Here is an 11,576-nt window from a genome sequence, read left to right as displayed (position 1 = left end):
CTATAGCTCATTTAGAAGTCTTTACAACTGATTTACCATAGCTGGTAACATTAAAATATGTATTTGATCCATCGTCTTCATTGATCACAACATCTAAGTCATGAAAATAACGATGAAGTTCTTTTAACAGTGCTTGATCTTTCGTCTGCTCTAGCTGTCCAGCGAGCTTCTCCATATGCTGAAAGTCTTTCTTTAAAACAGAATCTTTTACTTCAATCGTGCCAATTGTATTTTTAATGGCTCCCGCTTCTTCTTGTACGGCAGGCCAGTCTGGGTGCTCAATGGCACTCCACCCCGTCAAATCATTTAGTACGTCATGATGTTCAGCTATAAAATCTTTTGCCTGCTGATCGTTGCTTTCCAGCTTATCAACTTTTTGTTGATTCACTTTAATGGCACTTGCCTTTATACTTTGCTGTGATAAAAAAGGAATTTTTCCGTTTTGGTACAATATCCATCCTGTCGCTCCTCCCCCGACTAAAAGAACGGATAAAGATATCGACATGATCATACGCTTCTTCTTACTTTTATGTCTTTTTTCCATTTGACTCCTTTCCGGGTATTCAAAACCCTTTAGGCCTTATGAACTGAAACGAATAACCTACAAAAAGAATTTTACCATATTTTTAATATTAAAAATATTAAAAAAGGTCGAGACATAACTAAATTAATTCAATCTAAAGACGAGCAAATGGGATACATGAGCTCATATGGATGGCTTGTTACACGGCCGTTACTTCGCTTTCCGCAGAAGTCCTCGCCTTGCCCTCCAATCAACTGCTAAAGGGAATTAAACAGATAAAACCTGCGTTCACCATAACAAAAAAATGAACTATCAATCAAAAAATTTCGATTAATAGTTCATTTTTCACTTCAGCTAAAATACTTTTTTCCGGTATCTTTGAATCTACTTCAGTTAACTTTCACCTTTGTGTAGCGATTTTTAGGAACATTCAACTGCAAGTTACTTCTTAACGTACTCCCTTCGTATTCTGTACGATACAGGCCTCTTTCTTGCAGTATCGGTACAACGTGTTCAACAAAGTCATCTAAGCCATGGGGAACGCTTGAATGAATAATAAAGCCGTCAGCTCCTTTTTCTTCAAACCACTGTTGCATCAAATTAGCGATATGCTCTGGTGTCCCAATAAATTGTGTTTTAGGTGTAGCAATTCGCAGCGCCGCTTCTCGCAGTGTCCACTTATGTTTTTTAGCGTTTTCTTTGATTTTATCAGTTGTACTGCGGAAACTATTACTTCCGATATCCCCTAAATCAGGAAACGCCTCATCTAATGGAAACTGTGAAAAATCAAAATGATCGAAAAAACGTCCTAAGTAGTTGAGCGCATGTTCAATTGTCACCAATTGAGAAAGTTCTTCATATTTTCTTTCGGCTTCTTCGGTTGTACTGCCAATGATAGGACCTATTCCCGGGAAAATTAAAAGTTCGTTTTCATGGCGTCCTTGCGCTACGGCTCTTGATTTTACATCTTGGTAAAAAGCTTTTGCTTCTTCTAAATTGTCTTGTCCCGTAAACACTGCGTCAGCCGTTTTTGCTGCTAAATCTTTGCCGCTTTCAGAAGAGCCTGCTTGAAACACTACGGGCTGACCCTGAGCTGAGCGGCCAATGTTTAACGGACCTTCTACAGAAAAAAATTCCCCTTTGTGATGCAGGCGGTGCAGCTTTTTCTCTTCAAAAAATTGTCCGGTTTCTTTATTTCGAATAAATGCATCATCTTCCCAAGAATCCCATAACCCCTTCGTTACTTCTAGAAACTCTTCAGCTATTCTATAGCGTTTATCATGAGTGGGATGCTCTTTTCCATAGTTAAGCGCAGATCCTTCCAATGGAGATGTTACAACATTCCATCCCGCTCGGCCGCTGCTAATATGATCAAGTGAAGCAAATTGTCTAGCCACCGTAAACGGCTCGCTATACGAAGTCGATAGAGTGCCAACTAAACCAATATGAGAAGTGACAGAAGCAAGTGCTGATAGAATAGTAAGAGGTTCAAAACGATTCAAAAAATGCGGAAGCGATTTTTCATTAATATATAATCCATCGGCAATGAACACTAAATCAAATTTTCCTTCTTCCGCTTTTTGAGCCTGCTGCTTGTAGAAACCGAAATTAACGCTGGCATCTGACAAAATTTCAGGGTGTCTCCATGCCCCCATGTTTCCTCCCACTCCATGAATAATAGCCCCTAGCTTTAATTGTCTTTTTATTGTCATATTACCATTCTCCTTTTTCATATCCATTCATAAATTCTCGTAGTTGATTGGTCAAACCGCCTGCTCCAAAGCGAAGGACCCCTTCTTTTTCTGTCTTTCTTTCATTTCCTTCCTGTGCAAATTGCAAAAAAGCGATAACGTGAACTCTTCTAGGGTGAATATTTTCAATTCCTTCGTCATAAAACCATTGATCAATTGTATTGTAAATCCCTTTATTGACTCTGAATTGACTGTGGCACCAATTAAAAAACTGTAGATCAGGTAGATTTAAATATCTCGCTTGCCCTAGCTTAGAAGCTGTATGTTCACTAGATACATAGCCCATATGTTGAAATCTTTGCTTAACTTGCAGCGTATCGGCTTTAATTTGATGTTTTAAAAACTCAATGGAAGGGAACTTTTTCTCTCCTCGCACCCGAAAGATCACGTCGCATTGAACTGTCTCTCCATAAATAACGTCGTTAAAATCCAAAATATGAACCTCAAATGTTTTAGATAGTTCCGATCCAAATGTCGGCTTAACGCCTACATTCATAACTCCTATATGTTCAAGTCCCCGCAGATGAACGAGGACACCATACACGCCATTTTTTAATTCCTCATGCTGAGTATCTATATTAGCTGTTGGAAAACCCAAATGTCTTCCTTGCTGCCTTCCAGGTACAACCAGGCCTTTTATAATAAGTTTTTTGCTTGTTTTAGCTTTTAATGCTCCTCTATTCACTACGTTCACCCTTCTTCCCTTAAGTCTAGTTAAAAATAAAAGGTTCTTTGCACAATGCGTGACATTGTGCAAAGAACCTCTAGTGATCTAGTCGGTTTGTTTAATTTGATGATTTTATCATATACTTATTATTCCTATGAGTCAAGTAGGTTTTAGGATAAAATATTAGATTGTTTTTTCATAAACATAAGAGTAAGGAGCATGCGTTGGGTTGATACGTTTGAAAAATTGCTTTGTTCGATCTTCTTTTGGATTTAAAAATATTTCATCAGGATGACCTTGTTCGACAATCTTGCCTCCGTCCATAAACACCACGTGATTAGAAACTTCACGGGCAAAGCTCATTTCGTGCGTAACAATAATCATCGTAATTCCTTCTTCAGCAATTTTACGAATAACAGACAGTACTTCACCCACTAGTTCGGGGTCCAAAGCAGACGTCGGCTCATCAAATAAAATGACTTCGGGATTTAAAGCAAGAGCTCTAGCAATGCCCACTCGCTGCTGTTGACCTCCTGATAATTGACTTGGATACGCATTTGCTTTTTCAGCAAGCCCAACTTTTTCAAGAACGTCTAAACTGCGTTGTTTTGCTTCTTCCTTTGACAGCTTTTGAACAATAACTAGCCCCTCCATAATATTTTCAATAACGGTTTTGTGTTTGAACAAATTGTATTGCTGAAAAACCATCGTTGTTTTTTGTCGAAGAGTTAAAATGTCTTTGCGATTTGGCTTTTGGCACTGCACCGTAAATTGATCAATCGAAACTTCTCCTTCATCTGCTTTTTCTAAGAAATTAATGCAGCGTAAAAACGTAGTCTTTCCAGAGCCACTCGGCCCTAAAATGGTCACAACGTCCCCTTTTTTAACAACTAAATCAATACCGTCCAATACTGTATGTTGACCAAATGTTTTTTTAATATTTGTTAATGTAATCATACAACCCCTCCTCGATTATAAACCGTTAATTTTCGTTCAAGCAGCGCTGTTATTCCTTCTATTAACATCGTCAGCATCCAATAAATAAGAGCAGCAGCAATATAGGCTTCTAAAAACTTAAGATTATTTGAAGCTACGATATTAGCTGCACCGTTTAACTCTTTTTGTGAGACGATGAATGCGATAGAAGACGTATGCAAAAAGCCAATGAAGATATTGCATAAATTTGGTAAAGACAAAGCAAACGCCTGTGGAAAAACAATTCGTTTCATCGATTGAAAACGATTCATACCAATGGAATACGCAGCCTCAATTTGTCCTTTTTCTACAGCTAACAAACCAGAGCGAATGATCTCTGACATATAAGCTCCCGCTGTAAAAGACAAAGCGATTAATACAAATACGACAATAGGAATGCTGTTTGCATTGAAGCCCCATCCATAGTAGCTCGATAGTTTATTAATCAATAGCGGGAACCCTAGGTAAATAACCATAATATGAAGAATAGCAGGCGTTCCTCGGAAAAATGATACGTATACATTGGCAATAGGCGTTATTATTTTCACTGAATTGATTCTCACAGCCGCAACAGCAATACCAATAAGCAATCCGCCTAGTAATGGACCGATGGTAATAAGGAGTGTTAAAGGTAATGCCTTTAAAATTTCTACAAATGCTGTCCATATAAACGGTACGTCAATAATCATGTTTACACCTCTTTTAGTAAGCTCGTTTTATACATGAACAGGCTGATCGTGTTTTTGCAGCTTCTGTTCGGATTTCATAAAAAATTTCTCTAATATAATGGCTACAAAATAATAAATAATGGCAAGTGCAATATATACTTCAACTGCATGAGCCGTTGCTGCGATAATGGTATCTCCTCTTCCCATCATATCCATCACACCAATGGTAAAGGCTAAAGACGTATCTTTTAAGGACCCTATCACAAGATTTCCAAAGTTAGGAAAGGCTACAACGAGAGCTTGCGGCAGCACAATTCGAGTGAACGTTTGTTTTCCGGTCATTCCTATACTATACGCTGCTTCAGTTTGCCCTTTATCTACGCTATTAATGGCGCCGCGCATCATTTCAGAGAAAGACGCCGCCGTGCTCAGTGAATATGTGATAATAACAAATACAAGCGGAGCCATTCTTGAAACGTCAATATGAATCAATTGTAAAAGGGCAGGTACCCCGTAAAAAACTAGAAATAATTGAATTAAAATAGGCGTCCCCCTCATAAAAGAAATATAAACTGCTGCTAGTTGACTTAACACCGGTACTTTATAAATACGAGGCAGGGCAATAAACAATCCCAAGGTACTGCCAATCACAAGTGAAGCAATCAAAATCCAAATTGTAATATGCAAATAAGATAATAATTGAGGAATAGAGGTGAAAATCAGCTCTATATCAAATGCTTTTCCCATCTTTTTCTCTCCTTTGTTTCCCTCTACAGGTAGCGAAAGGACCCAAGTTCAAGGCTTGGGTCACAGTAAGTGCTTTAGTTATTTCCAGCTGCTTTTGTATAATCTTCTCCTAGCCATTTTTTACTTAATTTTGTCAATGTTCCGTCTTCTTTTATTTCTTTTAGCGCTTTATCAACATCTTTTTGTAAACCTGTTTCATTTTTTCGAAGCATAAAATATACTTTTGAATTTGAAATAGCAGGTCCTACAACTTTTTGCTCTGCGTCCGCTTGCTTATTGACAAAGTCAACCGCAAACGGCGTACTAATTGTAGCGTCCGCACGTCCTGTTTTTAGCTGCGTTTTTGTATCATCAGATCCTTGACCTGAATAAACGATATCAATTTTATTTCCATGTTCTTTGTTATACTTATCGATTAAGTTAGCAGAGTTACTCGTTGCTCCTACAATTACCTTTTTACCGCTCAAATCTTTAATTGATTTAATTGACGTATTTTTTTCATTTACAACTACATGTAGCGGAAAGATATTATAAGGTTCTTTATTAAACAAGAACTTTTGTTTTCTTTCTTCATTCACTTCCATCTGATGGGCTACTAAATCAATTTTGTTGGATTCCAAGCTCAAAAGTAAATTAGAAAAATCCATGGTTTTGAATTCAAACTTATAGTTTGGAAGACGTTTGTCTATTTCTTTAACAAGCTCTACGTCATACCCCGTTAGATTTCCTTTATCGTCAAGAAAGCAAATGTTAGGAAATTGCGTACCCGTTCCTACAATAATTTTTTGCACTTTATCTTTGCTTGCGTTAGCTGCTGTTTCTTTATTGGGTGTTCCGCAAGCGGCTAATAATAAAAGAAGTGATAAAAAGATAGCTGTCAGCTGTAGTTTTTTCATGTGTTTGGTCCCTCACTATGTCTCAAAATAATTTATTGTTTTAACGAATGAATAAAATGGATGTTGCAGCTATTTAACGATTGGTGAATAGTCTTCAATCAACTTTTCTATTTGTTCATAATCTTTTTCAATAACTCCTTTAAACTGCCCCTTATCTCCAATTTCAACGACCGGTACATGACGAATACCGTATTTAATTTCAAGTAAATCTCGCAAATAATCTTTTCCTTCTACATCGATACTTTCATATTGATAGCCTTTTTCATGAAAATATGCTTTTAGTTCTTCGCAATGATGACAACCTTTTCGATTCCATAATAAAATTTTTACTGACATGGTTTCTCCTCTTTTCTTTTAAATGATTAATTAGCTTGTTGTAACTCCTTGTATTTTTCTAACTCATATCTTTCGGGATGCAAGATCTTTCTTAAGAATACGCCTTTTCCTTCTTCTCCTTGATCGACTTCAAAAAAGCGTTCATACCCTTTTCTTTCATACATAGGAATCAACCATGGATGTCGATCAGAAGTAGCTAATGTAACAGCAGGAGCCCCCAGTTGATCTCGAATAACCGTTTCTTCAACCCACGTTAAGAGTTTAGAACCTACTCCTTTCTTTTTAACCAAAGGATCTACCGCAAACCACCATAAGAAAGGCCAGTTCGTTATTTCTTTATACGTTCTTGCTGTAATCGTAGCTACGATTTTTCCATCACTTTCCAGAACGTAGCAGCGGCTGTTTTGAATGTTTTCTTTTACAAGTTGAATCGTTGCCGTCGCGGCAGGAAATTTAATTCCTAGCTTTCGAATCGGCTCGTATGCTCGAAGCGTTAAATCTAACAGTTCTTCAGCATCTTCTACGGTTGCTAATCGAAATAATTCACTCATTTTCTTCACCTCATTTTATAAATGTTTGAAGAGATAGATTCCCTTTGTAAATCAGCTCATCCACCGCTTCCTTTAAACGACTTTTGGCATTCGCATTGTTGATACCTGTAAAAGAGACGTATTCATGCAGTAGAAAAAGACTGCTTAGCCAGTAAGGTCTACCTAAAAAAGACGCTAAAAGTTTTAAATCATACTTAGCTTTTAGTAAAGAATTCACATTTTCACCAATAAGAATTGGCAGAAGTATTTTTTTATACAGTAAATCTTCCGGCAATATTTTTGTTAGCCGTTCAAAAGATTCTACGTATGTTTCATTTACTCCCGATAACAGAACGACAATACTTTTAGCTTGGTTCATTTTCGAAATAAATGCCTTTACTTCTTTCTGTGCTTCCTGCTTCAAAGCGTGTACATCATGATACGAGATAGCTTCTGCGTGCACTCCTTTTGAGGTTAAGCAAGCTTCTAGCTCATCTTTCACTGAGGCTATTTGTTGATAATTATGGGAGCTTCCGTTATATAAAATACATACATCGCTCACTTTTTTCCCCTCCTTTTTACAGCAAAAAGGCTCCTGGAGTTTCCTCAGGAGCCTTTGGTAGACCAATCAGCTTTAACTGTTTCTTTGATAAAACCGGAGAATAAAGTGAAGTGTCTTTGAAACATACTCACTCAATTCTTATTTATCCAAGTTGTTTTATCGGCTTTTCTGTTTGATGATTCAACTATATAGCCTCAAAATGGCAAAGTCAACTTATTTTTCAAAAAATATTTTTCTTTCAAAAAACTCTTTTCATCTGGAAAATCCTTTGCTAAAATTAATCCCAATTATTCTTACCTTTTTTATCAACTTTAAGGAGTGTTTTCAGTGAAATTAAGTATTTTAGATCAAAGCCCACGTTATGAAGGTGAACGTGCTGAAGATGCATTTCAGCATACCATTCAATTAGCTCAGCTAGCAGAAGAACTTGGTTACCATCGCTTTTGGGTAGCGGAGCATCATGACTCTGAACATGTTGTAGGATCATCACCCGAAGTGTTAATTTCTCACCTGCTCGCTAAAACGCATCATATTCGTATTGGTTCAGGAGGTGTTATGCTTCAGCACTACAGCCCTTATAAAGTAGCAGAAAATTTTAACGTTTTAGCCTCACTATCTCCAAATCGCATCGATCTTGGCATCGGCAGAGCACCAGGAGGACTACCTCATTCTACTCAAGCCTTGCAACAAAATTCTCAGCCCACTAAGTCCTTAACAGACAAACTGATAGAACTTAAACAATACCTAAACGATACGCTGCCGGAAGATCACCCTCTTTACGGTTTAAAAGCCTATCCAAGGCCCCAAAAAGCAGCAGATATGTTTTTACTGGGAGCAAGTGCTTCAAGCGCAGAGCTTGCGGCATCTCTAAACCTTCCTTATGTATTTGCTCAATTCATTAATGGTGATCAAAAAGTGCTAGAAGAAGCGATTTCTGTCTATAATCAGCACGTTTCATCCCATGCACGCTCGCTTGTCGTTGCCCTTTCCATCATCGTAGCGGATACCGTAGAAGAAGCAAAAGCATTAGCATCCAGCACAAAAATATTTAAAGTATACTTACAAAATGGGAAATCCGCTACATTAGGTTCCAAAGAAAAAGCGGAAGAATTTGGTCAGCAGTCCAAAGAAAGCTTTCAAATTGAAGAAAAAGAAGCGAACGTCATATACGGTACAAAAGAAACCGTTCGTCAAAAGCTTCAAGCTTTGAAGCAGTCATTTTCTATTGATGAATTTATTATTCTTACTGCTCTTCAAGATTTTGAACAAAAAAAGCGGTCTTATACGCTCTTAAAAGAAGCTTTTAACGAAGGAGACGCGCAGAAAACGAATCAAACTCTAGCAGCTTACTAATCAAGAGGCTGAAATAAAAGAATTTTAGTCGAAGTAAAATACGAAGTAATAATCAAAATGATTGATTATTACTTCGTATTTTTTCGTTGTCATGGTAAACGTAGCTTTCATGTGTTTAATTGCTTCTAGCTATTGATTGGGCTGTTTTAGCTATGTCTCAAGTTCTTTGTTTCATCTACTTACGAGGCGTTCAAACAAAGTATACGCATGCTTCTTTTTTTCAAAAAATCATTAAATTGAATCAAACGTTTTTTTATAGTACCATATGAAGATATGAGTCTAGTAGAAGAAGGGAATTTAAAATTATGCCTTACAAAATGATTGTTTTAGATTTGGATGATACACTATTATGCGATGATCACACTATTTCTCCCCGCACAAAAGAAGCATTAATGAAGGCGCAAGAATCGGGAGTAAAAGTTGTACTTGCTTCTGGCCGACCAACTTACGGAATGGTTCACATCGCCAAAGAACTGGAGTTAGAAAAGTACGGAAGCTTTATTTTATCGTTTAACGGGGCGAAAATTATTAATTGCTTAACAAATGAAGAGCTATTTAGCAGCACCTTATCTCCGAGAACCGTTGCACGTCTCGACGATATTAGCCGCGAAGAAGGCGTTTTAATTCATACGTACGTTGGAGATGAAATTATAACAGAAGTAGAAAATAAATTTACGGATATTGAAAGTGACATTACAGGTCTGCCGATCCGTGTTGTTTCATCTTTTACTGATGCCGTTACAGAACCTGTTGTAAAAGTACTCATGCTTGCAGAACCGGAAATGCTGGTTCACGTTGAAAAGAAACTTCAAAAGCAGCTTCAAGGAGAGCTAAGCGTAATGCGCTCTAAACCATACTTCCTTGAATTCACAGAAGAAGGTGTCACAAAAGGGACAAGCTTACATTTATTAATTCAACAGCTTGGCATTACACGCGATGAAGTGATTGCTATTGGCGACAGTTATAATGATCTTGCCATGATTGAATTTGCTGGACTTGGCGTAGCAATGGGAAATGCTCCTGAAGATATTAAAGAAAAAGCCAACCACGTAACAGATACAAACATGAACGACGGTGTGGCAAAAGTTGTGGAAGAATTCATCTTAAAACCTGTTAGCGTTTCATAAGACAAAAAAAGCAGCTCGTACGAACCGAGCTGCTTTTTTGTTTTGAATTTATACTCCTAAAAGTTTCATAAGAAGCGTAGCTAAAATAACAGTGGAAGCGCCTCCAAGTCTTGTTGCTACTTGAGCAAATGGCATAAGTGACATACGGTTGGAAGCTGATAAAATCGCTACATCTCCCGTACCTCCTAAACCGCTGTGACAGCCGGTTACAATGGCAGCATCCACTGGATGCATTTTCATCATTTTACCTACAAAATAACCGGTTGCTACCATAGCCATAACAACTGCTGCACATACGACTACATAACCTGGTGTAACAATTTTCACTACATCTTCAAGAGGAATATATAAAATTCCTAGCCCCACCATTAACGGCCATGTTAAGCTCGTAGAAATGAATTTGTACATATGGTAAGCACCTTGCTCCATCTTAGCAGGCATTACTTGTAAACATTTGACTAGCGTTGCCGCTACGATCATTAAAACTGGACCTGGAATTCCTAAAAATTTATGTGCTAAGCCTCCGAAAATAAAGAAACTACATGCAATTAAAAGACCTGCGCCCATTAACGAAAAATCTACTGGTTTCTTGATATTTGTATCTTCTGAGATTCCATCTCCGCCTTTTGTCTTCACAAGAACTCCATTACCTGTTAATTCTGGCTTTTTCTCTCCTAGACGTTTCATTAAGCCAGCACATACGATAGCAACGATGTTTCCAATAACAGCAGCTGGAATCATTTGCGACACAAAAGATTCTGCTGAACTACCTAAAATTTGAGAATAAGCAAGTGAAAGCGGTAAAATACCTTCACCAATTCCTCCTCCAATGATTGGTACAACAATATAGAAAAATGTATGTTTTGCTCCGTAACCAAATAACATCCCAACGGCTACGCCTGCAGCTACAGCGGCTAGCGTACCTAACACAAGCGGTACGAACATACGTGTAAAGCCTTGAATTAAAACTTTACGGTTCATGCCCAGAATACTTCCGGCTACTAAACAAGAAATATAAAGATATAAAAAGTTTGATGTTTTCATCAAAGTTGTTACCGCTTCCATAGACGCGGGATTTAAAACATTATAAAAAACTAATACGGAAGGTACAAGCAGTGATAAAATAGCTGGTCCGCCAATATCTTTTAAAATCGGAATTTTTAATCCTAAATCACCAAGCAGCATTCCCATTACCATAATAATCGCAAATCCGCCAATCATATCTGGAGGAAGTTCGTTGTAAACGGCCGCGCCATATACAATCAATGCAAGTAAAACGTATAGCGGTAGAGGAATAACTCCTACTTTAATATTGTTGATTCGGTTCCAAAAACCCTTATTTTCAGGCTGTGAATCTTGAGTAAACGTTTCCAATTTACGTGCTGTATTCATCTCATAACCCCCTGTGGTTCTAATATAGAGAATCATACACAAGTTTAAA

The 11,576-nt window shown here is 37.6% G+C and carries 13 protein-coding genes; 2 read left to right on the top strand and 11 right to left on the bottom strand.

Annotated features, from left to right (window positions below; genetic code table 11):
- Positions 1 to 7: 7 nt before the first annotated feature.
- From U9R83_RS10075 to U9R83_RS10030, 10 genes are all read right to left on the bottom strand, one after another.
- Positions 8 to 511, bottom strand: coding sequence for a hypothetical protein (locus U9R83_RS10075; protein WP_226556226.1), 504 nt, complete (start codon positions 509 to 511; stop codon positions 8 to 10).
- A 401-nt stretch (positions 512 to 912) separates the two neighbouring features.
- Entirely contained in the window at positions 913 to 2,235 is a 1,323-nt protein-coding gene (locus U9R83_RS10070) for an LLM class flavin-dependent oxidoreductase (RefSeq protein ID WP_042992153.1), read from the bottom strand.
- A 1-nt stretch (position 2,236) separates the two neighbouring features.
- Positions 2,237 to 2,968, bottom strand: coding sequence for a riboflavin kinase (locus U9R83_RS10065; RefSeq protein ID WP_328575217.1), 732 nt, complete (start codon positions 2,966 to 2,968; stop codon positions 2,237 to 2,239).
- Between the two features lie 156 nt (positions 2,969 to 3,124).
- Positions 3,125 to 3,898 carry an amino acid ABC transporter ATP-binding protein gene (locus U9R83_RS10060; RefSeq protein ID WP_014460394.1) on the bottom strand — a complete coding sequence of 258 codons (774 nt, stop codon included), beginning with the start codon at positions 3,896 to 3,898 and terminating at the stop codon, positions 3,125 to 3,127.
- The gene (locus U9R83_RS10055) at positions 3,895 to 4,605 is read right to left on the bottom strand and encodes an amino acid ABC transporter permease (RefSeq protein ID WP_014460395.1); all 711 of its coding nucleotides are present in this window, start codon (positions 4,603 to 4,605) and stop codon (positions 3,895 to 3,897) included. The genes U9R83_RS10060 and U9R83_RS10055 overlap by 4 nt, the downstream gene beginning before the upstream one ends.
- 27 nt (positions 4,606 to 4,632) lie before the next feature.
- Positions 4,633 to 5,331: an amino acid ABC transporter permease gene (locus U9R83_RS10050; protein ID WP_014460396.1), complete on the bottom strand. Its 699-nt coding sequence runs from the start codon at positions 5,329 to 5,331 to the stop codon at positions 4,633 to 4,635.
- A gap of 74 nt (positions 5,332 to 5,405) precedes the next feature.
- Positions 5,406 to 6,227 carry an amino acid ABC transporter substrate-binding protein gene (locus tag U9R83_RS10045; RefSeq protein WP_115653713.1) on the bottom strand — a complete coding sequence of 274 codons (822 nt, stop codon included), beginning with the start codon at positions 6,225 to 6,227 and terminating at the stop codon, positions 5,406 to 5,408.
- 69 nt (positions 6,228 to 6,296) lie between these two features.
- Entirely contained in the window at positions 6,297 to 6,563 is a 267-nt protein-coding gene (locus tag U9R83_RS10040; protein WP_115653712.1) for a glutaredoxin family protein, read from the bottom strand.
- Between the two features lie 26 nt (positions 6,564 to 6,589).
- On the bottom strand, positions 6,590 to 7,114 hold the full coding sequence (locus tag U9R83_RS10035) for a GNAT family N-acetyltransferase (RefSeq protein ID WP_328575216.1): 525 nt from the start codon (positions 7,112 to 7,114) through the stop codon (positions 6,590 to 6,592).
- 10 nt (positions 7,115 to 7,124) lie between these two features.
- On the bottom strand, positions 7,125 to 7,655 hold the full coding sequence (locus U9R83_RS10030; RefSeq protein WP_028413593.1) for a hypothetical protein: 531 nt from the start codon (positions 7,653 to 7,655) through the stop codon (positions 7,125 to 7,127).
- Between the two features lie 327 nt (positions 7,656 to 7,982).
- Here U9R83_RS10030 and U9R83_RS10025 point away from each other — a divergent pair, with 327 nt between their 5' ends.
- A complete protein-coding gene (locus U9R83_RS10025) occupies positions 7,983 to 9,008 on the top strand; it encodes an LLM class flavin-dependent oxidoreductase (RefSeq protein WP_208732399.1) in 1,026 nt (341 codons plus the stop codon).
- Between the two features lie 305 nt (positions 9,009 to 9,313).
- Complete coding sequence (locus tag U9R83_RS10020) at positions 9,314 to 10,135, top strand: Cof-type HAD-IIB family hydrolase (RefSeq protein WP_013082899.1); 822 nt, start codon at positions 9,314 to 9,316, stop codon at positions 10,133 to 10,135.
- Between the two features lie 48 nt (positions 10,136 to 10,183).
- Here U9R83_RS10020 and U9R83_RS10015 read toward each other — a convergent pair whose 3' ends face one another.
- Positions 10,184 to 11,527 (bottom strand): 2-hydroxycarboxylate transporter family protein, encoded by a 1,344-nt coding sequence (locus tag U9R83_RS10015; protein ID WP_028413595.1) that lies wholly within the window; start codon positions 11,525 to 11,527, stop codon positions 10,184 to 10,186.
- Positions 11,528 to 11,576: the final 49 nt, after the last annotated feature.

It is taken from the genome of Priestia sp. LL-8 (assembly GCF_036227845.1).
Taxonomy (GTDB): domain Bacteria; phylum Bacillota; class Bacilli; order Bacillales; family Bacillaceae_H; genus Priestia; species Priestia zanthoxyli.
The sequence above is the reverse complement of the archived record's forward strand: the minus strand, read 5'-3'. Positions and strand labels throughout refer to the sequence as shown.

What these genes read in the sequence shown, in the direction of transcription:
- U9R83_RS10075 (WP_226556226.1), bottom strand. Translation starts at nt 511, where the DNA reads ATGATCATGTCGATATCTTTATCCGTTCTTTTAGTCGGGGGAGGAGCG.
- U9R83_RS10070 (WP_042992153.1), bottom strand. Translation starts at nt 2,235, where the DNA reads ATGACAATAAAAAGACAATTAAAGCTAGGGGCTATTATTCATGGAGTG.
- U9R83_RS10060 (WP_014460394.1), bottom strand. Translation starts at nt 3,898, where the DNA reads ATGATTACATTAACAAATATTAAAAAAACATTTGGTCAACATACAGTA.
- U9R83_RS10055 (WP_014460395.1), bottom strand. Translation starts at nt 4,605, where the DNA reads ATGATTATTGACGTACCGTTTATATGGACAGCATTTGTAGAAATTTTA.
- U9R83_RS10050 (WP_014460396.1), bottom strand. Translation starts at nt 5,331, where the DNA reads ATGGGAAAAGCATTTGATATAGAGCTGATTTTCACCTCTATTCCTCAA.
- U9R83_RS10045 (WP_115653713.1), bottom strand. Translation starts at nt 6,227, where the DNA reads ATGAAAAAACTACAGCTGACAGCTATCTTTTTATCACTTCTTTTATTA.
- U9R83_RS10040 (WP_115653712.1), bottom strand. Translation starts at nt 6,563, where the DNA reads ATGTCAGTAAAAATTTTATTATGGAATCGAAAAGGTTGTCATCATTGC.
- U9R83_RS10035 (WP_328575216.1), bottom strand. Translation starts at nt 7,114, where the DNA reads ATGAGTGAATTATTTCGATTAGCAACCGTAGAAGATGCTGAAGAACTG.
- U9R83_RS10020 (WP_013082899.1), top strand. Translation starts at nt 9,314, where the DNA reads ATGCCTTACAAAATGATTGTTTTAGATTTGGATGATACACTATTATGC.
- U9R83_RS10015 (WP_028413595.1), bottom strand. Translation starts at nt 11,527, where the DNA reads ATGAATACAGCACGTAAATTGGAAACGTTTACTCAAGATTCACAGCCT.